Here is a 20,941-nt window from a genome sequence, read left to right as displayed (position 1 = left end):
GGTGACCGTCCGGAGGAACGCGTCGAGGTTGCCCCGCATCCGGGCGATCTTTCCCTCCAGGCCGATGCTCTCGTCGAAACCGCGCCCCGCCGAGCTCTCCTTCTTGCCCCGCAGGTACAGCGAGCAGGCCAGGTCCGCGCAGAGGTACTGGCCGACGGTGTTGCCCTGCCGCCCGGCCTCGCCGGTGCGGCGGGCGGACATCAGCACCACGTCCCCGCGGACGTGGGTGGTCAGGCAGAGCGAGCACAGGGACCGTGCGGTGAAGCCGCGTGCGGCGCCCGCGGTGACCGCCCGCAGGGAGAGGCCGAGCAGCCCGCCGCCCTCCCGCTCGGCGACGAGGTAGGCGCGGTCCGGGGCGCCGGGGTCGCGCCAGCCCAGGAAGTCGAGGTCGCCCCACGGCGTCTCCTCGAGACCCCGGGGCAGGCCGAGGCGCTTCGCCTCACCCTTGGAGCAGTTCACGAAGCTGGAACGGATGTCGGACTCGGAAATCTTTCGCACGTCACCGAGGCTAGGCTGCCTAATACCTTTAGGCAAAATGATTATTTCTCTAGGGTGCGGCGAGGGGTTCCCCGGGAGTACGAGGGTGCGCCGGGGCGGCGTCAGGGCCGACCGGCGGGCCGGCCCCCGGTGACCCCGTAGTACTGGAGGTCCTGGACCTCGGGCTTCTCGGTCACGGCGAACCTGGTGACGGCCTCGGTCGTGGTCGTCCCGCCACGGGTGACCTCGGCGGTGGTCCGGCCCGGACGCAGCGGCAGCAGTTCGGCCCGGACGCCCTCGGGCACCGTGTACCGCTCGTGCAGGTCTCCGACGGTGACGTCGACCGCCCCGGGGCCGGCCAGGAAGGTGAGCACCTCCACGGTGTCCCGGGCGGGGGCCGAGCCGGGGCGCAGCCGCATCGGCCCGGCCCGGCCGGCGGCGGGCGCGTCGTGCGGCTGGATCCGGTGGGTGAGGTAGACGGTGTCGCGGACGATGCGCGGCCAGGAGCCGGTCTTGAACCGGGTCAGGTAGTAGGAGCTCAGGTCCAGGTAGGTGTGCCCGTTGTGCAGCGAGGGCGCGAACTGGGTGCTCTCGGAGTAGTCGTTCCAGGTGGTCAGCTGCACCCAGTCGGCGCCGTCCTCGATGGCGTGGTTCCAGCTGCCGCGCAGCGTGGCGGTGTTGCCCGCCTCGTCGAAGACGCCCTGGTTGGGCCGGGCGTCCTGGACGGCGACGGGCTGCATCCACAGTTTGCCGTGCTCGCGGGCCAGCGCGGCGTGCTCGCCGTAGTGACCGAGGGTGGTGTGGCTTCGGCTGCCCCAGGTGGAGAAGCCGTGCGAGAGGGGCGCGAACGCCTCCGCGTGCGAGGTCAGGTCCAGGAAGACCGGGACGAAGGCGGTGCCCGTGTCGTGCCGGGTGCGCAGGGTGTCCAGCACCTGGCGCCACCAGCCGGGGGTCTTCTCCTCGGCCTTGAACGGTGAGACCACGAGCCGGCCGTCGTCGAGCCGGTGCGCGTTGGGCGCGGCACCGAGTTCGGCGAGGGCGCGGGCGAGGGTGGCCGGGTCGGCGTCCAGCGCCTTCATGTCCGGCATCAGCATGATCCGGAAGCCCGGGTCCACCTCCCGGGCCGCGCTCATCAGCAGCTGGACGCGCTCGCGGTGGGGGCCGTCGAGGGAGAGCAGGTCGACGCTGAAGCCGTCGATCCCGGCGGCGACGGCGGTGCGGACCTCCTGCCGGTAGTGCGCGGACCGCCAGTCGCCCTGCTGCGGCCCGACGGGCAGCGGGCGGTCGCGCAGCAGGCCGCCGTACGCGGCGTGCTTGCCGTTCTCGCCGTCGGCGGTGAGGTAGTTGCGGGCGTAGTAGTCCTCGTCGGCGGGGCGGTTGTCGAGGGAGAGCGGGTAGGGCGTGAAGTAGTGGGCGAAGACCAGCCGGTCGCTCGCGCGCAGCCGCTCGGTGGCCGGCAGGTCGAACGGCAGCGGGTCCCGCGCCGCCGAGGGGGCCGCGCGGTCGTCGTCGGCGGCGGTGAAGCCGAGCCCGGTGCCCGCGGCGACGATCAGCAGCAGGATGCCGACGAGCGCGGCGAGTCCGGTCCGCCGCCCTCCTCTGCCCGGCACGGCGTGCCGCGGTGCGGTGTGGTTCTGCATTGGGCGCCCTCCCCCGGCCGTACGGCCGGCCGGGCCGCACGGGGTCCAGTCAAGCCGACCCGTCCCTCGCCCCGCAATGCCCCGAATGGGGCCCTCCACCCGTCACCGCGCCGCGGCCAGGTGGTCCAGGAGCGCCTTTCCGGGCAGTGGGTGCAGCACGTCGCCGCCGGGTCCCCGGACCGTCGTCGCGGCCAGCAGCGAGTTGAGCACGGCCTCCTCCACGGCGTCGAGCACGGCCCTGAACAGCGGGTCCAGGTCCGCGTCCGCCGCCGTCCGGTCCGGCCGGCGCGTCCCGAAGGCCAGCCCGTAGTCCCCGCTGCCGTGACCGAACGACGCGCCGACCCGCCCCAGGGCGTACACCGCGCGGCGCGCGACCCGCCCCAACTGGCGTGCGTCCAGCGGTGCGTCGGTGGCCGCGACCACCATGCAGGAGCCGGTGTCCGCCACCGGGGGCCGGGCCGGCAGCCCGACGTCGGGGGGCGTCACCTCGCGTCCCCGGACCCGCAGGACGCCGCCGAAGTTGGCCTGCACCAGGACCCCCACCACGGCGTTCCCTTCCCCCACCGGCACCACGCGTGACGACGTCCCGACGCCCGCCTTGAAGCCGAGTGCGGTGGTCCCCGTACCGGCGCCGACGCATCCCTCGGCCACCGGCCCGGCGGCCGCGCCGTCCAGCGCCGCCCGTACGTGTTCCTCACGCACCGGGCGGGACCGGATGTCCGAGAGCAGTCCGTCGTTGCACTCCCCCACCACCGGGTTGAGGCTCAGCACCCGCTCACGGCCCGGCTGTTCCAGCGCCCATCCGACCAGGGCGTCGGCGGCCCGGAAGGCGGAGAGCGTCGAGGTGAGCAGCACCGGGGTCTCGATCGCGCCCAACTCCGCGATCTGGGTGGCCCCGATCAGCTTGCCGTAGCCGTTTCCCGCGAACATCCCCGCCGGCAGCGGGTGTTCGGGGCCGACGCGCTCCGGCACGATCGCCGTGACCCCGCTGTGCACCCGGGGCGGTTCGCTCAGTGTCGTGTGCCCCACCCGCACCCCGCGGACGTCGGTGATCGCGTTGTGGGGGCCGGTGGGGAACGGGCCGGCCCCGAGGCCGAGCCCGCGGGCGCGGACGGAGGGGCCGGCTCCGGGGCGGAGGGCGTCGGCGCGGGAGACCGGGGAGGCGTCGGGGCGGGGGGTGTCGCTCATTCCCGAACGCTATCCCGGCCCCCGTACCGGACGGTGTGAGAGTCCGTGCGCCTCAGCCCATGGAGGCGGCCGGGCCCGGGGCCAGTTCCGTCAGTTCGGTGAAGGAGTACGGCGGCCAGGGCCCCAGGAAGCGCACCCGCACGGCGGGGTGGCTGTCCTGGACGTCGGCGAGGACGGCGCCGACGGTCTCGATCCCGTCGGCCGGGACCAGCAGCGCGGCCGACAGCACCTCCGCCTCGCGCGGGTCCCGGACGGTGCGGGTGCGGTCGCGGATGTCCTCGACCACCGCGGCCAGCCGGCGGCGGACGTCGGCGTGGATACCGTCCGCCAGCCGCTCGGTGGCCTCCTTGCGCAGTCCCTCCAGCTTCTTGGCGAGCAGGCGGCGCATGCCGGGCGAGCGGGTCTGCATCTCCGCCTCCAGGGCGCGGGCCCGCTCGTCGTCGCCGGTGGCGGCCGCGCGGTCCACCGTCAGCTCCACGCGCAGCTCGGCCCGGCCCTCCAGCTCCCGGAGGCGGGAGGTCAGTTCCTCCGCGTGTTCACCGAGCCAGCTGCGCAGCCGGTCCTCGGCGCCGGCGTCCTCACCGGGGGCGACGAGGACGTTGAAGGTCATCGGCAGCACGGCCCCGGTCCGTTCCCAGACGGCGACGACCGCCCGGTCCTGTTCGACCACCCACCGGCGGACCTCCTCGTCGCCGCCCTCGTAGGGCTCGGCAGGACCGTCGTGCACCAGCGCGGCCAGGCCGGTGCCGGGAGCGCGGAGCAGCCGGAGCGGACGGTCGTCGAGGCCGGTGACGCCCTCGGCCGGTTCACCGGGGGCGTCCGGCAGCAGGGCGTAGACGTAGAGGGCGCCCTCGCTCATCGGCCCGCCTCCTCCGCCCAGCGCGCCGGGTTGACCAGCTTGTCCACCACGTCGTCCACCACCTCGTCGAGGCCTCGGTGGAGATCGGCCACGGAGGTGGTGATGCCGTGGTCCTCCTTGATCTCCTCGAGCGCCTCGTCCAGCTCGAGCAGGGCGTCGCCGAGGCGTTCGAGCTCCTCCTCGGTGAGGTCGCCGCCCTCCATCCGGCGCAGCGCCTGGCGTTCGAGCGCCTCCTGGATCACCTCGACCAGGGTGAGCACCAGGGCCAGGACCCCGTGCTTGAGACTCTTCTCGTCGACCGTCAGAGCCATGTGCTGTCGTCTCCTTGCCTTGCTGTACGGCCCGCGAGCCTCTTGCTCATGTCGCCGTTCTCATGCCGGCGGGGACGGCGCGGTGGGCGGGTGCGCCGTGCCGGCCCGGTTCGGGGCGCCCATCGCCTCCAGGGCGGCGGCCCAGCGCTCCGGCTCCTCGGCCGCGAGGGTGACCGGGCCGTGGGAGGCGGTCTCCAGCACGACGAGCCGGCCGTCGCCGCCGGGGCTGCGGCCGGGCTCCACGCGCGCCCCGAGGATGTCGTCCGGTACCACGAGCAGTCCCGGGCGCGCGTCGAGCGGCGACTTCCAGACCAGTCCGGTCGGCTCCAGCCTGCCCTTCCCGCCGCGCCACAACGGGCCGCTGCGGCGCGGCTCCTGGTACCAGAGGTGGCCCTCCAGCGCGCCGGACGGCGTCCCCTCGGGTGCGGGGGGCAGCGCGGTCAGCGCCGGGTTGAGCGAGGACAGCGCCTCGTGCAGGCCGTGCGGGTCGGCGGCGGAGAGCAGCGCGGTCCGCCCGTCGAGGGTGGCCACCCGCAGCCGGGTGCGCTGCTCGCCCCCCACGGTGGTCTCGGTCTCCAGCTGCACGGTGCGCAGGTCGCGCACGCCCGCCTCGAAGAGGACCTCGCGGGGGTCGCGGCGCAGCACCACCAGCCGCTGGTCGGTGAGGTGGACGCCGCCGGGGCGCCAGCCGGTGTACACGCCCTCCTCCAGCAGGTGCCCGCCGGGCATCCGGGTCACCAGCGCCTCGCCGGCGCGCAGTTCGAGGTCGCGGCGGCCGGCGGAGCGTGCCGCCCATGCCCGGGTGGACTCGTCCCACTGGTTGAGCATGCCGTACTCCAGCATCGTCTCCATGCCGGCGATGGCGGCGCGCAGGCTGACGCCGATGAGGGGGATGTCCGCCACCGCGACGATGAGGTCGAGGTGGAGCACCGCCCCCTTGTTCAGCAGCACCTCGACCAGGTCGTCGAGCGTGACCCTCGGGTCGCGGGTCGGCTTCATCGGGGGCCGCGGCTGCGTCACTCGGTCCCCTCCTCCTTCTCCTTCTCCTTCTCCTTCCGCTCGTCGCGCGCGGTGCCGCTCGACCGGGAGGCGGTGCCGGAGGACCGGGTGGCCGTCTTGCGCGCGGTGCGGGCCGTCCGGGACGTGGCCTTCCGCGCGGGGGTGGCCTTCCGGGGGGCGCCTTCGGCCTTCGGCGCCCGGGACCGCCGCTCCAGCTCCTCGGGCTCCCCGTCGCCGTCACGGCCGTCACGGGCGTCACCGGTGCCGCCGGTGTCGGCGGCCGCCCGGGACAGCGCCTGGGCGCTGCGCCAGCCGCACCAGGGGCACCACTCGTCCAGCAGCTGCCGGGTGGGCACCTTCTTGTCGCACTGCGGGCAGGCCTCCTTCTCCTCCTTGGCCTCCCGCCACGCGGCGGTCTCGGTGTCCGTGCCCGCGGGGAACTCCAGGCCGTACCGGGACGCCGTCTCGAACGACGCCAGGGCGGCCCGGAGCCGGATGCCGAGGAGTTCGACGCCGGCCACCGAGACCATGATGTCGGCGTTGAGGACGAGTCCCTTGTCGAGGAGGGTCTCCACGACGTGGGCCAGGCTGCCCTCGCCGTCCCGGCGGGGTTCCAGGGCGCGGGCGTTGGCTGCGGTGCGGGGCGGAGACGACGTGAAGGAGCCAGAGCCAGGCCAGCGCTCCGGGGCACCCGGTGAGCCGGTCGCCTGACGGGCGGGAAGTCTGGGCTGTTCCTCGTTCATTCCCTACGCGTTACCGGTCCGCCACGCCACACACCTGGGCTCTGCGCCCCGTACCGGAGAGACGTCGGTCACGCCGCGCCCGGTCGGATCGCGTGCGGCTGGGTACCCGGCGCGCATGGGTGACGTTCTCGACGGCGCGCGAGGCGCCGTGTCCGACCGGTGGCCGTATCCGGCCGCGACTGCCACCGTGGGCCTGAGCGCCTGGGTGGGGGCCCGGGCCGCGGGCCCGTCCGACGACTGGTACGCCGGACTGGACAAACCGTCCTGGCAGCCGCCGGCACGGGCCTTCCCGGTGGTGTGGACGCCGCTGTACGCGACGATCGCGTGGAGCGCGGGGCGCGCCCTGAGCCGGGCGCGGGGACGGGAACGGCGGGCGCTGGCCGCTGCTTTCGGTGCGAACCTGGCGCTGAACGCGGCCTGGACCTGGCTGTTCTTCGCCCGGCGCAGCCCGGCCGACGGCGTGTGGGGCGCGCTGCTGCTGGACGTGAGCAACCTCCACCTGGTCCGCCGGGTGGCGCGCGGCGACCGGACGGCCGCCGCGGCGCTGGCGCCGTACGCCGGCTGGTGCCTCTTCGCCACCGCCCTCAGCGCCTCCATCGCCCGCCGGAACCGCTGACCGCAGCCACCCCACGCCGCACCACCGGACCACGCGGCCCCGCCGGACCCATGCGCCGGTCTCCGGGCCCGCCGACCACCGGCGCTCCGCCGCCGACGGCCCCGCCGCGCCGCTACGGCGAAGCTCCGCCGACCAGGCCCCGGGCTCGGGTCTCCGCGGGCCGGACAGCGGCCTGCGCACCACCGACGCCAGCGGCCGGCGCCGCGCCGCGCCAGGCTCAACCCGCCGCGCGCGGGCTCCAGACTCCGCACCGGCGGCGCCGGCAGTCGGCGCACCACCGGACGACACGCGCCAAGCTCCGGGCTCCGGGCTCCGCACGGGCCGACCACCGACGCCATGCGGTCGACGGCCCCCGCCGGGCCACACGCGCCGGACTCCGCGCACCGGGCTCCGCACGGGCCGAGCACCGGCGTTGTGCGGTCGTAGGCCCCGCCGGACCACACACGCCAAGCACCGACCGCCGGGCCCCGCATCGCCGACCACCGGCCCAAACGAACGGCGCGCTGCCGCGCCGCACGCGCCAGGCACCGACCGCCACGCGCGGGCTCCGGGCGGGCCGACGGCCGGGGCTACCCGTCGGCGCCCCGCTGCGCGGCGACCAACGCCGCCGCCATCAGTTCGCCGTCCAGCACGGACGCGTCCGCCAGCCGCGTCGCCGCCCCGTGGGCCTCCAGCAGCGCCTTGGTCATCCGCAGGCCGCCCCGCGGCCGCCGCAGCGCGGGCCGGATCCACGCGTCGATCTCCGCGTCCAGTGCGTGGGCCGGCGCGACGCGCTGGAGGATGGACCACCGCAGGGCCTCCTCCGCCCCCACCGGCCGTCCGGTGAGCACCATCTCGCGGACCCTGGCCGTCCCGACCTCGTCGAGCAGCCGCGGCAGCAGCCCGCCCCAGGCGACCGGCAGCCCGAGCGCCACCTCCGGCAGCCGGAACGTGGCGTCCTGCGCGCCGATCCGCAGGTCGCAGGCGAGGGCCAGCGCGAATCCGGCGCCGACCGCCCTGCCCCGCACCTTGGCCACGGTCACCGCGGGGTTGCGGGAGAGCGCCGCGCAGACGCGGCGGGCCTTGTCCCCGGAGGTCCGGATCCCGCCCCCGTCGGGTTCGCGCCGCAACTGCTCGGCGAACTCCACCCGGTCGCCGCCGAGGCAGAAGTCGTCCCCCGCCGCTGAGAGAACGACCGCCCGCACGGACGGCTCCTGTCCCTCCAGCACACCGAGCAGGTCGTCCAGCATGGCCTCGCAGACGGCGTTGCCCCGCTCCGGCAGGTTCAGCTCGATGTGGAGCACGTCCCCGTCGCGCCGCACGCGCAGGGTCTTGGGTGTGGGCGTCATCAGCTTCGGGTCACTTTCAGCGAGGTGATGCGGCGGAAGACCATCCGGGGCGCGTACTCGGGCCCGTCGGTGGCCGCCCGCAGGGTGGGGAAACGTTCCAGCAGCCGGGTGAGCAGCGTGGTCGCCTCCAGCCGGGCCAGCGCCGCGCCCAGGCAGTAGTGGACACCGCCGCCGAAGGTCAGCTGGGAGCCCCGGCGGAGGATGTCGAAGGAGCCCGGGTCGGGGTTGCGGCGCGGATCGTGGTTGGCGGCCCCGTACAGCACGTGAACGACGGAGTCCCGGCCGACCGGCACGCCGCCGAGGACCGTGTCCTTCGCGGCGATCCGGCTGTTCAGCCAGATCGGCGGGTCGTACCGCAGGGTCTCCTCGACGGCGTCGCCGACGTGTCCGGGGTGCTCCCGCAGCCACCGCCACCGCGCGGGGTCGGCGAGCAGCAGGGCGACCGAGGAGGACAGCAGCGTGGCGGTGGTCTCCAGCGAGGCGATGGTCACGAACATCGTCAGGTGGTAGAGGACGCGGTCGGCGGCCTCCCGGTCGCCGGCGTGCGCGTCGTCCCAGAACCGGATCCACCCGGAGAGGACGTCCTCGCCGAGGTGGGCGCGGCGGTGCCTCAGCAGCCCGGTGAAGTAGGCCCGCATCTCCAGGGTCGCCGCCTCGGAGACGGCGAGCTGGCTGCTGGTGGGCAGCAGTTCCTGGGCGAAGACCTGGCGGTGCGTGAAGCCGAGGATGCGGTCGTGGTCCTCCTCCGCGAGGCCCAGCCAGCCGCCGACGGTCCGGATCGGCAGCCGGTCGGCGACCAGAGCGGCGAAGTCGGCCTCGCCGTGGGCGCGCAGCGCCTTCTCCAGGCCGTCGAGCAGGGCGTCGACGTGCTCCTCGATCCCGGGCCGCATGGCCTCCAGGGTGGTGCGGTCGAAGAGGTTGCCCAGGGCGCGCCGCTGGGTGGTGTGGCCGGGCGCGTTGAGCCTGGAGAGGGTGTGGCTCATCTCCCGGGTGGCGGGAGCGCGCCAGCGTTCCGGGTCCGGCTGCCTCTCCTGCCACGCGATGTCGGGGGCGAGCCAGTCCCGCCCGCGCAGCACCTGGCCGGCGAGGTCGAAGCCGGTGACGAACCAGCCGCCCCAGGGGGCGGGCACCAGGTCGCCCAGCTGCCGGAACGCGCGGTAGACGGGCAGCGGGTCGCGCTGCCCCTCGGACGAGCGCAGGCGGCGCAGCAGCCGGATGACCTCCCGCCGGTCCACCGGACGTTCCCCGTCCAGCGGACGCTTGCCGTCCACCGGACGCTCTCCGTCCGCCGCGGCGGACGGATACCCCCCGTCCCGCCCCTGCGTGGCCGGTGCGGGCCCGGACGTCCGCGTCCCGGGCCCGCCGGCGTGGGCGGGGCAGCCGGCCGGACCACCGGGGGCGGGATCGGCGACTGTGCTCACACCTGCTCCTCGTACGGGTCGTACTGGTTCCGAAAGCGAATTCCGGCGGAGCCTACCCACGGGTGACGGGACGTCATTCCCGCCCCGGCAGTTGCCCCTGTCACATGCCAGTGGCTCGTCAGAGCCGGAAGACGTCCAGGAAGGAGCCCCAGAACCCCTTCTTCCGGGCCGGCGCGGCCGGCTGCGCGGCGGCGGTCCGGGGGGAGGGTGCGGGTGCGGTGGGCGGGAGCGGGTGGTACCCCGTCACGGTGGCCACCCGGGTCGCCGCGGAGGGGGCGAACCGCACGGGAAGCGAGGCGAGGGCCCGGTGGAAGGGGCCCTGACGCCATTCCAGGTCCTCGACGGGGACGTCCAGCGCCAGGTCGTCCAGCTCGTTGAAGAGCTTCTCCACCGCGGTGAGGGCGATCACCTGGGCGGGCGAGGTGGCCGGGCACTTGTGGGGGCCGGCGCCCCAGGACAGGTGGGCGCCCTGGCTGCGGGACCGGCGGGCCTGGGTCAGCGCGGGGTCGGTGTTCGCCCCCGCGAAGCTGATCACCACCGGGCTGCCCGCGGGCAGCCGCACCCCGGCCAGGTCGATGTCCTGCCTGGGGAAGTGGGTGGCGTAGTTGGCGATCGGCGGGTTGTCCCACAGGACGTGCTCCATCGCCTCCTCGATGAGCAGACCGGAACCCTCGGGCGACAGCATCAGCAGCACGGTGTTGCCGATGAGGTTGCGCTCGGGCTCCACGCCGGCGCCCATCAGCATCACCAGCTGGTCCTTGAGCTCGGTGTCGCTGAGTCCGGCGGGGTGCTGGACCAGCCGGGTGGTCAGGTCCTCGCCCGGGTCGCGGCGCTTGAGCGCCACCAGTTCCATCAGGCACTCGGTGAGTTCCCGGTCGGCGCGCAGGGCGTCCCGGCCCTCGAAGATGGCCGCCATCGACCGGGTGAGCCGGTCGCCGATGTCGGCGGAGCAGCCGAAGAGCTTGTTGAAGACCAGGAGCGGCAGCACCTTGCCGTACTCGTTCAGCAGGTCGGCACGGCCGCGCTCGCTGAACCGGTCGATCAGGAAGTCCGCCATGTTCCGCACGTCGCGCGCGAGTTGACGGATGTCGATGGCGTCGAGGCTGTCGGTGACGGCCTTGCGCAGCCGCAGGTGCTCGGCGCCGTCGGTGAACAGGCAGTTGGGCCGGAACATCATCATCGGCAGCACGGGGCTGTCCGGGGCTATCCGGCCCTCCCGCAGCGCCGACCAGTGCCGGGAGTCGCGCGCGAAGAGGGTGTCGTTCTGCAGCACCCGCAGCGCGGCCTCGTGCCCCACCACCAGGGTGGCCTCCACCCCGGGGGCGAGTTCCACCGGTCCGGCCGGCCCTTGGGCCCGCAGCGTGTCGTAGACGTCGTGCGGGGCGGTCGCGAAGTCGGCGCCGTGCATGGGGCAGCGGGCGGGTGCGCCGCGGTCGGCGGCGGAGGTGAAGTCCATGGTGCGTTTCCTTCGGCGTCCCGGTGTCCTTGCGGTCCGGGCCTGGGGACGGGAGAAGAACGGGTGCTCCCGCTCAGCCCTTGCGGGTGAGCAGGTGACGGACGAGTTCCTTGAGCGCCTCGGCGGACGAGGCGACGTCCCGGGCGTCGCAGTGGACGACGGGGGTGTCGGGGAGCAGGTCGAGCGCCTCCCGGATCTCGCTCTCCTCGTACCTGACCGACGGGTCGAAGCTGTTGACCGCGACCGCGTACTCCAGGCCGAAGCTCTCGACCAGGTCGATGACCGGGAAGGTCGACTCCAGGCGCGCCGGGTCGACCAGCAGGAGCGCGCCGAGGGCGCCGACCGTCATGTCCTCCCAGAGCTGGACGAACCGCTGCTGGCCGGGGGTGCCGAACAGGTAGAGGACCAGTTCCTCGCTGAGGGTGATGCGGCCGAAGTCCAGGGCGACCGTGGTGGTCTCCTTGGCACCGGCGCCGACGAGGTCGTCGACCGGGGCCGAGGCCGCGGTCATCCTCTCCTCGGTGCGCAGCGGTTCGATCTCGGAGAGGCTGCCGATGTAGGTCGTCTTGCCGACACCGAAGTGCCCCACGACGACGATCTTGACGGCTCTCCTGACGCCCGCCGGAAGGTACGTCGCGGCCGGCCGGTCAGCCGAAAAGCGTGTGGAGTCCATGCAGCACCTCTTCGAGGGTCCCTCGGTCAACGGCTTGGGCGGCCGGCGGTGCGGCGCGGCGCAGCAGATGCCCTTGTTCGGCGAGATCGGTCAGCAGCAGCCGTGCGACGGCGGTCGGCAGCCCGAGGTGGGCGGCCACCTCCGCCACGGAGAGGTAGCCGCCGCCGCAGATGTCCCAGATGGCCCGGACCTCGGGGCTCGCCTGCCGGGGGAGTTCCCGGTCGGGCGCCAGGGTGACCAGGGTGTGGAGCGACAGGTCCGTCGGCGACGGCAGCCGCCGCCCACCGGTGATGACATAGGACCGGACGAAGTCGCCGGTCACCAGATCGTCCTCGGAGGGCCTCGTCATGCGTCGGCACCGGCGTCGTGACGCACCGGCGAGGTCATGGCCTTCCCCAGGGCTGCGACCTGCTTCTGCATCCGGAAGGACATGGTCTCCATGTCCACGTCGAGCGCGGCGGAGGCCGCCAGGTAGGCGCCGCTGCCTGCGGCGATGAGGAAGATCCAGCCGCCGTCGTACTCGATCAGCGTCTGCTTCCACGTCCCGTCGCCGCCGCCGACGAAGGGGGCGACGGCGCGGCTGAGGGACTGCATGCTGCTCATGGCGGCCGCGTTCTTCTCGGCGTCGTCGCGCTCGATGCCCTTGGACCGCTCCATCAGCAGGCCGTCGGCGGAGACGAGGATCGCGTGCCGGGCTCCGCGCACCGTGAGAACGTCGTCCAGCACCCAGGAAAGCTGGTCATTCACTGCTCTTCGGATCCTTCCGAGGTGGTCGTGTCCCGTCCGCGTGCGGTGCCCCGCGCGAACGCTCCGAGACGTGAGGCCGTCGTCTCGCTGCTGGTCCCGGCGGGACTGTCGTGCTGTTCCGGCTGGTCCTGCCCGGGCAGGGGGGTCCGGGCGGGGGCCTGGGCCGCGGCGACGCGGCGGCGCTTGGGCAGCCCTCCGGCGGTGGTGCCGACGGGCCGGGTGGGGGCGGTCGGCACCGCGGCGGGCACGGCGGGGGCGAGGCCGCGCGGCTCCCGCGCGGGGCGCTCGTCCGGCGCGGCGCCGCGGGCGCCGCCGACCGCGGCGGGGGCGGGGGTCTCGGCCGTCAGCAGGTCCTCCGGCAGCAGGATGACGGCGCGCACACCGCCGTAGGGCGAGGGCGTGTCGACGGAGATGCGGAAGCCGTAGCGGGCGGCGAGCACGCCGGAGACCGCGAAGCCGAACTTCGGCGGGTTGCCCAGGGCGACCAGGTCGACCGGGCCCTGCGGGGAGAGCAGCGCGGCTGCGCGGTCCTTCTCCTCCTGGCTCATGCCCACGCCGTAGTCGTCGACGATCAGGCAGACGCCGTTGGGCACCGACTGGATGCTGACCACGACCGGCATCTCGGGGGCGCTGTAGTTGGTGGCGTTGGCGAGCAGTTCGGCCAGTACCACCGCGAGCGGCTCGACGGCCTTGCTGACGACCGTGACGTTCACCTGGGCGTTGATCTCCACCCGGTCGAAGTGGCGGATGCGCCCCTGGGCGCTGCGCGTCACGTCGTACACCGAGGCCGGGTGCTCGCGGCGTCCCAGCCAGCCGCCGCAGAGGACCGCGATGCCCTGCGCGCGGCGGTTGAACTGGCTGTTGGCGTGGTCGATCTCCATCAGGTCGGCGACCACATGGGGGTCGTCGCCGTAGCTCTTCTGCGTCCGGTCGATGATCAGCTGCTGCTCGTCGGCCAGCACCTGAAGGGTGCGCATGGCGGCCTTGAGGACGGACTTGGTCTCCTCCTCGGCCTCCTGCCGCACCTCGGAGAGCTCGTCCCGGTGGCGGTGCTCGAACGCCGTCAACTCGGCCCGCAACTCGCCCCGTTCGGCCTTCTCCGCGCCGAGGTCGCGCTGGAGGGCGTCCTTCTGGACGCGGAGCGCCATGTTGGTCCGCCGCGCGCGGGTCACCGCGGCGACCGCGGCCCCGAACACCACGAGCAAGATCCACAGGAGTGGATCCTGGAGCAAAGACGTCATGGGACTCTCTTCAAGTCGCATCGTGACAGAAGTCCCGCAGCCTCGCGGCACCTTCCGCTTGACGCGCCGTCAACCTGCGGGGGAGCTTTCACCCTAGCAGTAGATGGAGGCACCAACGATCTTGGCAAGAGGCCCACTCGCGGGCATACGAGGACGTAGCGGCGGTGGCACCCGGTCACAAAGCGGTTGCGGCGGGCGCCCGTTGGAGCGGCCGACGGGCCGGACGGACGCCTCGGACGGGCACTTGATCAGCTTCCGTTTCGCTGCCTGACCGTCAGGATCAGGTGCGCTTCGGCCCCGTCGCCCCGCCGCCCGGTCGTTCCACCGCCCGGTCCCGGTCCGAGGCGGGCCACACGTACGGGAGGTCGTCGGGGACGCCGGGGAAGCGTTCCGCGTACGCCTCCGGATCCTTGCGCAGCAACGCCGAGCGGTGGCTCCGGTGGAACGCCGCGTCCCCCAGCCAGGGCGGCAGCTCCGAGGCCGCGGCGAGCGTCCGCTGGGCCCGGACGTCCGCGGCGTCCGGGCGGAGGGCCGCGTACTCGGTGGTCAGGGAGTCCGCGCAGGTGTCCGGGCGGCCCTGTTCCCGCCACACCCGGCACACGTCGAGTCCGTAGCGCACCAGCGCCTCCTCGTACCCCTCCCACATCCGTACGGCGGGATGGCGCTGCCACCCGTAGCCCGGCACCGTGAGGGCGCGGAAGACCTGGAGGGCCTCGACGCGCTGCTTGCCGAGCCGGCGCCGGTCGAGCACCAGCGCGGACCGCCGGAAGTCCGCGTAGGGAAGGAAGGTCTGCACGCGCGCCGTCTACCCCCGCACGCGCGGCACAGCCTGACGCCGTCCGCGGATCACCCGTCCGGCGGAGAGCGGAGTCGATGATCTACAGTTCGGGCGCGCGCTCACCCGCGCACGGCGGACGCGGGGTCCGCCGCGCCTTGATGGGGAGGAAAGCATGGACGTTCAGCAGCTGTTCGGCGGCGGTGTCGCCGTCATCACCGGCGCCGGTTCGGGAATCGGCGCGGGCCTCGCCCGGTACGCCGCCACGGAGCTGGGCATGACCGTGGTCCTGGCCGACGTCGACGCGGCGGCGATCGCCGCGCTGCGCGAGGAACTGCGGGCCGCCGGCGCCCGGGCGATCGACGTCGAGTGCGACGTCCGGGACCCCGAGGCCCTGGCCCGGCTGGCCGACCGCACCCTCGCGGAGGCCGGGCCGGTGCGGCTGCTGGTCAACAACGCCGGCGTCGAGCAGTTCGGCTACCTGTGGGACACCCCGGTCGAGAACTGGCGGCGCGTGATGTCCGTCAACGTCGACGGGGCCTTCCACGGCGTCCGCGCCTTCCTGCCGAAGCTGATGGCCGAACCCGGCCACTCGTGGGTCTGGAACCTGTCCTCGGTCGGCGGGGTGGGCGCGGCGCCGCTCCAGGCGCCGTACATCGTCAGCAAGCACGCGGTGCTGGCGCTGACCGAGTGCCTGAGCCTGGAGGTCCAGGCGGCGGGCCACGGGGACCACGTCCACGTCCAGGCGGTGCTGCCCGGGGCGGTCCTGTCCAACATCTTCGCGGCGGCGGGCGGCTCCGAGGAGAGCGGCGACGTCTCGGCGGCGGAGGGCCACCGCGCCCAGATGCTGGAGCTGAACGCCACCGCCATGGACCCGCTGGAGGCGGCCCGGATCTTCTTCGAGCAGTCCGCGAAGGGCGAGTTCTACCTGCTGAACGACGAGTTCGGCGCCCAGCTGATGGCCGCCCGGGCCGACGTCCTCGCCCATCGCAGGGCGCCGGCGCTGCCGCGGTACTGACCCGGCACCTCCGTCCGCCCCGGCTCGCGCGGGCGTCCCGCCCGGGGCGCGCCCGAACCGGGGCCGTCACGTCACCCGGCGCCCGGCACGTCAGCGGTGCGTGCCGGTGTGCGCGTCGGCGGGCGCGTCGCCCCACGCGCCGGACGGGTAGCTCTGCTCGGTCCAGATGGTCTTGCCGCCGGTGGTGTACCGGCTGCCCCACCGGTCCGCGAGCTGGGCGATGAGGAACAGGCCCCGGCCGCCCTCGTCGGACGTGCGCGCACGGCGCAGGTGGGGCTGGGCCTGGCTGGGGTCGGAGACCTCGCACACCAGGCGGTCGTCCTTGACCAAGCGCAGGCCGATGGGTCCGCCGGCGTGGCGGATGGCGTTGGTGACCAGTTCGCTGACGATCAGTTCGGTGCTGAACGCCATGTCGTCCAGTCCCCACTCGGCCAGCTGCGCGGTGGCCACCTCACGTGCCCGGGCCGCCTGATCGAGGTCGGCCCGGAACTCCCAGTACGCGGTCCGTTCGGGCCGGATCCGGTCGACGCGGGTCAGGAGCAGCGCGACGTCCTGCGGGCGCGGAGTCCGGCTGAGGTCGCGCAGCAGTTGCTCGGCGACGGAGGGCAACGGGGCGTCGCCGCCGGCCGCGGCGAGGGCGCTGTCACGCAACCGCCCCGGTTCCGGGCCGGTTTCCGGCGCGGCCCCGCCCGGTGGTCCGCTGTGCAGGAGGAGGACGTCGCCCGGCTGCAGCACCAGTTCGACCGAGGCGAAGGGGTCGGCGCCGCCCCCGCTGCCGAGCCACCGTCCCGGTCGCACCACCGTTTCGGACACGGTGGCCGCGTTCCGGCGGGCGAGGACGGGACCGGGGTGGCCGGCGGACGCCGCGTGGCACTCCCCCGTGACCGGGTCGTAGGTGATGTAGAGGCAGGTCGCGCCGTGCAGGGACCCCGCGACCGAGGGGCCCTCGGACCGGTCGTTCTCGCCGAGGCGGGCCACCAGGTCGTCGAGGTGGGTGAGGAGCTCGGCGGGCGGGAGGTCCAGATCGGCCAGGGCGTGCACGGCGGAACGCAGCCGGCCCATGGCGGCGGCCGCGTGCACGCCGTGGCCGACCACCTTGCCCGACACGAAGGCGACCCGGGATCCGGACAGGCGGACCACGTCGTACCAGCTGCCGCCGGTGCCCGCGGGTGTGCCGGCCGGTGCGTACACGCCGGCGGTCTCCGCCGCGGACATGCGCGTGTCCGGAGCGGGCAGCAGACTGCGTTGGAGCGTCTCGGCGGTGTCGCGCTCCCGGCGGTAGCGCCGGGCGTTGTCCAGGCTGAGAGCCGCCCGGGATGTGATCAACTCGACGAGGGGCACGTCGGCGGTGGAGTACGGCTGCCGGCCGGCGCCGCGCCACAGGCCCAGGACGCCGAACACGTGGCCGCGCGCGAGCAGCGGCACGAACAGGGCCGAGGCGGCCGAGGCGGGGAAGAGCGGCCGCGTCCGCTCGCGGTCGACGGGGACCGTGTCCGAGAGGTCCGCCAGATCGGGCACCACCACGGGGGCGGCGGCGGCCAGTGCCTCGCTCTCGGCGTCCCGGACCCGCAGCGTGTCGCCCAGCTGGTGGACCTCCGCGGGCCAGGACCCCGCCGCCGCGGCTACGGCCGCGCGGCGCAGCACGGTGCCCGGTTCCAGCCTGGCGGCATCACCGCTCCCGAGCACCGTGTCGGACAGGTCCACACACGCGTGGTCGGCGAAGTCGGGCACCACGACGGCGGCCAGTTCCTCGGCGTTGCGCGTGACGTCCAGCGACCGTCCGAGGCGGTTCGCCGCGGCGTGCAGCAGGGTCAGCCGCTGTCGGGCGACGAACTGCTCGGTGATGTCGATGAACACCGCCGCCGCTCCGCTCGGCCGTCGCGAGGAGTCGTGGAGGCGGAACGCCGACACCGAGACCTGACGGTCGACGGTGGGCTCGCCGCGACGACGGGCGGCGTGCTCGAAGTCGACCAGCGGCTCACCGGTCCGCATCACCTCCCTCAGCCGTCCCTCGATCGCTTCCGCGTCCTCGTCCACCAGGGCGTCCGTCAGCGAGGGGCACGGCGGGCCCCCCGGGGCGGATGCGGGCAGGCCGAAGAAGCCCGGGTTGGCGAGCGGCCAGCCGTCCTCGGGGGAGGCGTCACGGAGGATCAGGCCGACCCGGTCCTGGTCGAGCAGTGCGCGGGCCAGGTCCCGGCCCTGCCGGTGGCTCCGGGCGTGCGCGGCGGGGACGAGGAGGAACAGGAAGGGCCGCGCGTCGTCCCCGGGCAGCGGCACCAGGGACACGTCCACCTCGACGCGCTGTCCGTCCTGGTGCCGGAGCGCCGCGCCGAACTCCCTCGGCCCGCCGTGACCGGCCCACTGCGCGAAACGGGGCGGATCGGCGGCGAGTTCGTCCAGGGGCCGGCCGACGACCTCCTGCCGCCCACGGCCGGTCAGGTCCCGCACGCTGTCCGTGCACTGCCTCACCACGCCGTCCGCGTCCACCAGGAGAGCCACCGGTCCGCCCGGCGGAAGGTTCGTCGCCGGGGGTTGCACCGTCGGAACCACGAAGTCGCCTCACTCTCCATGTTCCGTGCCGACGACGCGTGTTCCGTGCCGCCGTGCCTGGCCGTGGCCCGGCGCGGGCGACACCTGCACGGGAGGGCGCGCACGGGCCGGGCACCGCGGGTGAGGGCCAGGAGTCCTCCACCTGGCCGCCCGTCATGCCAGCACGCCGGGCGAGGATCGCGCACGCGCGGCGCGCCATGGGGCGCCGAATGAGGCCGCGTCGGAAGGTCCGGCCTGCGCCGGATGGCCGTATGCCGTGACGGTTCCGCCGGGCCGGGGGCCACCTGTTCCGTTCCTGGGGGGTGTACGGGCGGCGATCGGGGCCATCAGGGGATGAAGGGGGCGTTCGACGGCGTCGGCCGCCGGAGGTCCCCGGTCATCCACCCACCATGAACGGAGTGCGGCTCGTGAGCAGGACAGAGCAGAAGGAACGGTTCACCTCCGGGCTGAAGGGCCTGGGCAGTCAGGCCGGGTCCAGCGGGAAGAAGCTGGGCCGTACGGCTCAGGCGTCCACCGCGCGTGCCACTGCGGCCCTTTCGGGCACCACCGCCAAGGCGCGGGAGAAGGCGGCCGAGGTCGCCCCGCAGATCACCGCGCGGGCGGGCGAGCTGAAGACCCGCGCGGCCGGGGTCACCGGCAAGGTGGGCGAGACCGTGCCCGCCCCCGTGAAGGCCGGTGCCACGCAGGCGGTGACCGCGGTGCGGACCGCGATCGCCGTGGGCCGCTACCGCACCGCCCTCATGACGGGCGCCGGTGTCGTCCTCGTCTGGATGGTCGTGCGCCGCAAGCGCGGCTGACCGCCGTGGTTCCCGCGGTGATCGGGGGCCGGCCGCCCGTCGGGCGGCCGGCCCCCGCGCCGTGCGGTCCCCGGATCACCGCCGCGGGGCGGGGGTGCTAGGTTGCCGGGCCATGCGATCACGCGAGTACGACCAACGGTTCCGCGCCCAGGCGCTGCGCATACGCAACGCCGGTGTCGTCCTGCTGGGCCTCGCAGGAGTGCTCTGGGCCTGGTGCGCGGTCCTGATCCTCCTGCCCTACACCGCCGAGCGGGAGCCGGACGACCGGTACCCGCGCGAGTGCGCGTCGCGACTGTTCACCGAGTTCGGCACCGCCAACGAGGGTGTCCGCAACGGGGACTGGTGCGCCGACGAACGCGACTGGCCGGAGGCCCTGGCAATCCTCGGCCTCTCCGTCCCCGTGTCGGCGGCCGGCGCCGCGCTGGTCACCCACGGGAGCCTGAGCCGGCGGATGAGCGCGCACGCCGAGGCCATGCGGGAACTGGACGCGCTCGCCGACGCCCGCGCCGCCCGCGAGGCCGCCCGGACCCGCGAGGTCTAGGCGGGCGCCCCCGCGGGACGTCCCACCGGCGGGCGGGTGGGCGGGCGGGTGGGTGGTGGGTGGACGGGCGGGCGGGCGGATACGGGTCCGGTGGTCAGTGGTCGTTGAACTGGACGGAGATCCGGTCGGTGCTCGACGGCCAGGCCGGCACCCGCAGTACGTCAATCCGTCCGCCTTCGCCCCGCGGCCGGGACACCAGGGTGAGCGGCCGGGACCACCGTGACGTGGCCGGCAGGTACACGTCCACCCCGGTGAGGAACGGGGTCTCGAAGAAGGGCGACAGCGGGGCCGAGAGGTCGGTGACCCGGTCGGACCCGGCGTCGAAGGCGAAGAGGCCGATGGTCCGCTTGACGCGCGGGGTGTTGGCCGCGTTCAGCAGCTGGGTGCCGTCGACGGAGAGGGTGTCACCCGCCTCGCCCTGGTCGCCCCACCACTCCTTCTGCCGGGTGACGGTGAGCGCCGAGTGCCCGTCGCCGGTCTCGACCTGGCCGGAGACGCCCTCCCCGGGACGGCTGGTGAGCAGCCGCACGAGGTGGTCGGAACGCTCGAACGGCGGGAAGTACAGGTGGTGGGTGGAGTTCTCGTCCCACACCAGCGCGAACTCGTAGTGGGCCGTCCCCTTGGCCCTGACCGGCCCCCAGGCGCCGTCCGCCCCGAGCACCTGCACCGCCTCCGGCCTGCCGCCGAGCCGCGCGCCGGTGAGCGGGTCGACCCGGTGGATCTCCAGCCGCACGCCCTCGACCGGCACGTTGGAGGGGAACAGCAGCGCCCGGCCGGAGAGGGTGATGTACAGCTCCGGCACGATGCGGGTGGTGCGCGGGGCCTCCCCGTGGAAGAAGCGGTAGAACTCGGCGAAGGTCTCCTCGGAGGTGACCGTCTCGGTGTGGCCCTGGCCGGTGAAGTACACGTTGCGCGCCCCGCCGACGGCGCGGGCCGGGTCCCCCTCGCCCCAGACGGCCAGGGTCGGCACGCCGCCGGGCAGGTCGGGCGAGGTGCGTCCGTCGAGGTTGACGTAGTGGGCGACCCTGGCGGCGCGGGCCGGGGAACCGCGGAGGTAGGTCTGCGTCAGCAGGGTGCCCAGCGAGTGGGCGAGGAGGTCGACGCGGTCGGCGCCGCTGCGCTCGAGGAGCCGGTCGATGCGCGCGTCCAGCGCGGCGTACACCGCGTCGGGGGTGGTGGTGGCGAAGGTCGAGTCGTACTCGTGGGTCTCGATCAGCGCGGCCGGGAAGCCGTTGCCGGTCAGCCTCCGGGCCTGCGTCTCGAACTGGCCGCCGGAGCCGCTGGATCCGTGGATGAAGATCACCGGGCGGAGGGGGCCCGTGCTCCCCGCGCCGTCCTGCACGCCCAGGGCGGGCGCCGGCAGGGCGCAGAGGACGACCAGGGCGGACAGCAGGGTGACGAGCCGCCTGAGCACGGCGGCTCCAGGGGACGGGGACCGCCGTGTCGAGGCCGCCCCACCTGACGCAACGCCGGGAGAAGCCACGTCAGTTGGCACGGCGCCGGGCGGCACGACGCCGGGCGCCGCAATGCCGGCGGACGCAACGTCAGGTGACGCGGCGCC

Annotated in this window: 21 protein-coding genes; 4 read left to right on the top strand and 17 right to left on the bottom strand. The window is 74.5% G+C overall.

Translation table 11 applies throughout. The features are described from left to right. The 7 genes from GBN72_RS05315 to GBN72_RS35830 form a co-directional block, all read right to left on the bottom strand. Window positions 1-498 (bottom strand): FBP domain-containing protein (locus tag GBN72_RS05315; RefSeq protein WP_151770963.1); only part of this gene is annotated, 498 nt, incomplete at its 3' end. Between the two features lie 101 nt (window positions 499-599). Continuing rightward, window positions 600-2,117 carry a glycoside hydrolase family 71 protein gene (locus tag GBN72_RS05310; protein ID WP_151770411.1) on the bottom strand — a complete coding sequence of 506 codons (1,518 nt, stop codon included), beginning with the start codon at window positions 2,115-2,117 and terminating at the stop codon, window positions 600-602. A 102-nt stretch (window positions 2,118-2,219) separates the two neighbouring features. Further along, a complete protein-coding gene (locus tag GBN72_RS05305; RefSeq protein ID WP_151770410.1) occupies window positions 2,220-3,305 on the bottom strand; it encodes a P1 family peptidase in 1,086 nt (361 codons plus the stop codon). Between the two features lie 52 nt (window positions 3,306-3,357). After that, window positions 3,358-4,164: a GvpL/GvpF family gas vesicle protein gene (locus GBN72_RS05300; RefSeq protein WP_151770409.1), complete on the bottom strand. Its 807-nt coding sequence runs from the start codon at window positions 4,162-4,164 to the stop codon at window positions 3,358-3,360. Beyond that, entirely contained in the window at window positions 4,161-4,475 is a 315-nt protein-coding gene (locus GBN72_RS05295; RefSeq protein WP_108953034.1) for a gas vesicle protein K, read from the bottom strand. The genes GBN72_RS05300 and GBN72_RS05295 overlap by 4 nt, the downstream gene beginning before the upstream one ends. Before the next feature lie 60 nt (window positions 4,476-4,535). Next, the gene (locus GBN72_RS05290; protein WP_246212260.1) at window positions 4,536-5,495 is read right to left on the bottom strand and encodes a gas vesicle protein; all 960 of its coding nucleotides are present in this window, start codon (window positions 5,493-5,495) and stop codon (window positions 4,536-4,538) included. Then, the gene (locus tag GBN72_RS35830; protein WP_281371406.1) at window positions 5,492-6,217 is read right to left on the bottom strand and encodes a gas vesicle protein; all 726 of its coding nucleotides are present in this window, start codon (window positions 6,215-6,217) and stop codon (window positions 5,492-5,494) included. Before GBN72_RS35830 ends, GBN72_RS05290 begins: the two co-directional genes overlap by 4 nt. Before the next feature lie 115 nt (window positions 6,218-6,332). Here GBN72_RS35830 and GBN72_RS05280 point away from each other — a divergent pair, with 115 nt between their 5' ends. Continuing rightward, entirely contained in the window at window positions 6,333-6,833 is a 501-nt protein-coding gene (locus GBN72_RS05280) for a TspO/MBR family protein (protein ID WP_151770408.1), read from the top strand. Window positions 6,834-7,402: 569 nt separating this feature from the next. On the opposite strand, the gene GBN72_RS05275 is transcribed toward GBN72_RS05280, so the two are convergent. From GBN72_RS05275 to GBN72_RS05240, 8 genes are all read right to left on the bottom strand, one after another. Continuing rightward, on the bottom strand, window positions 7,403-8,161 hold the full coding sequence (locus GBN72_RS05275) for an enoyl-CoA hydratase/isomerase family protein (RefSeq protein WP_151770407.1): 759 nt from the start codon (window positions 8,159-8,161) through the stop codon (window positions 7,403-7,405). Further along, window positions 8,161-9,360: a cytochrome P450 gene (locus GBN72_RS05270; protein ID WP_246212352.1), complete on the bottom strand. Its 1,200-nt coding sequence runs from the start codon at window positions 9,358-9,360 to the stop codon at window positions 8,161-8,163. Before GBN72_RS05270 ends, GBN72_RS05275 begins: the two co-directional genes overlap by 1 nt. A gap of 340 nt (window positions 9,361-9,700) precedes the next feature. Next, window positions 9,701-11,038, bottom strand: a complete 1,338-nt coding sequence (locus tag GBN72_RS05265) for a cytochrome P450 family protein (RefSeq protein WP_246212259.1) — start codon at window positions 11,036-11,038, stop codon at window positions 9,701-9,703. A gap of 73 nt (window positions 11,039-11,111) precedes the next feature. After that, window positions 11,112-11,711 carry a GTP-binding protein gene (locus tag GBN72_RS05260; protein WP_151770406.1) on the bottom strand — a complete coding sequence of 200 codons (600 nt, stop codon included), beginning with the start codon at window positions 11,709-11,711 and terminating at the stop codon, window positions 11,112-11,114. Beyond that, window positions 11,686-12,060, bottom strand: a complete 375-nt coding sequence (locus GBN72_RS05255; RefSeq protein WP_151770405.1) for a DUF742 domain-containing protein — start codon at window positions 12,058-12,060, stop codon at window positions 11,686-11,688. Before GBN72_RS05255 ends, GBN72_RS05260 begins: the two co-directional genes overlap by 26 nt. After that, a complete protein-coding gene (locus GBN72_RS05250; RefSeq protein ID WP_151770404.1) occupies window positions 12,057-12,458 on the bottom strand; it encodes a roadblock/LC7 domain-containing protein in 402 nt (133 codons plus the stop codon). Before GBN72_RS05250 ends, GBN72_RS05255 begins: the two co-directional genes overlap by 4 nt. Then, on the bottom strand, window positions 12,455-13,699 hold the full coding sequence (locus tag GBN72_RS05245; RefSeq protein ID WP_151770403.1) for an ATP-binding protein: 1,245 nt from the start codon (window positions 13,697-13,699) through the stop codon (window positions 12,455-12,457). The genes GBN72_RS05250 and GBN72_RS05245 overlap by 4 nt, the downstream gene beginning before the upstream one ends. 280 nt (window positions 13,700-13,979) lie before the next feature. Beyond that, window positions 13,980-14,495 carry an MSMEG_6728 family protein gene (locus GBN72_RS05240; RefSeq protein ID WP_151770402.1) on the bottom strand — a complete coding sequence of 172 codons (516 nt, stop codon included), beginning with the start codon at window positions 14,493-14,495 and terminating at the stop codon, window positions 13,980-13,982. Window positions 14,496-14,649: 154 nt separating this feature from the next. On the opposite strand from GBN72_RS05240, the gene GBN72_RS05235 reads away from it, so the two are divergent. Continuing rightward, window positions 14,650-15,492, top strand: a complete 843-nt coding sequence (locus tag GBN72_RS05235) for an SDR family NAD(P)-dependent oxidoreductase (RefSeq protein WP_151770401.1) — start codon at window positions 14,650-14,652, stop codon at window positions 15,490-15,492. 90 nt (window positions 15,493-15,582) lie between these two features. On the opposite strand, the gene GBN72_RS05230 is transcribed toward GBN72_RS05235, so the two are convergent. Beyond that, window positions 15,583-17,991, bottom strand: a complete 2,409-nt coding sequence (locus tag GBN72_RS05230; RefSeq protein ID WP_164540391.1) for a SpoIIE family protein phosphatase — start codon at window positions 17,989-17,991, stop codon at window positions 15,583-15,585. Between the two features lie 458 nt (window positions 17,992-18,449). On the opposite strand from GBN72_RS05230, the gene GBN72_RS05225 reads away from it, so the two are divergent. Both GBN72_RS05225 and GBN72_RS05220 read left to right on the top strand, forming a co-directional pair. Then, window positions 18,450-18,839, top strand: a complete 390-nt coding sequence (locus GBN72_RS05225; RefSeq protein ID WP_151770399.1) for a hypothetical protein — start codon at window positions 18,450-18,452, stop codon at window positions 18,837-18,839. A 112-nt stretch (window positions 18,840-18,951) separates the two neighbouring features. Further along, window positions 18,952-19,380, top strand: coding sequence for a hypothetical protein (locus GBN72_RS05220; protein WP_151770398.1), 429 nt, complete (start codon window positions 18,952-18,954; stop codon window positions 19,378-19,380). Between the two features lie 94 nt (window positions 19,381-19,474). Here the strand turns inward: GBN72_RS05220 and GBN72_RS05215 are convergent, their stop codons facing one another. Further along, on the bottom strand, window positions 19,475-20,794 hold the full coding sequence (locus GBN72_RS05215; RefSeq protein WP_151770397.1) for an alpha/beta fold hydrolase: 1,320 nt from the start codon (window positions 20,792-20,794) through the stop codon (window positions 19,475-19,477). Window positions 20,795-20,941 lie beyond the last annotated feature (147 nt).

This window comes from Streptomyces abyssomicinicus (assembly GCF_008974245.1).
GTDB classification, from domain to species: domain Bacteria; phylum Actinomycetota; class Actinomycetes; order Streptomycetales; family Streptomycetaceae; genus Streptomyces; species Streptomyces abyssomicinicus.
This window is presented reverse-complemented; position numbering and strand designations above follow the sequence as displayed.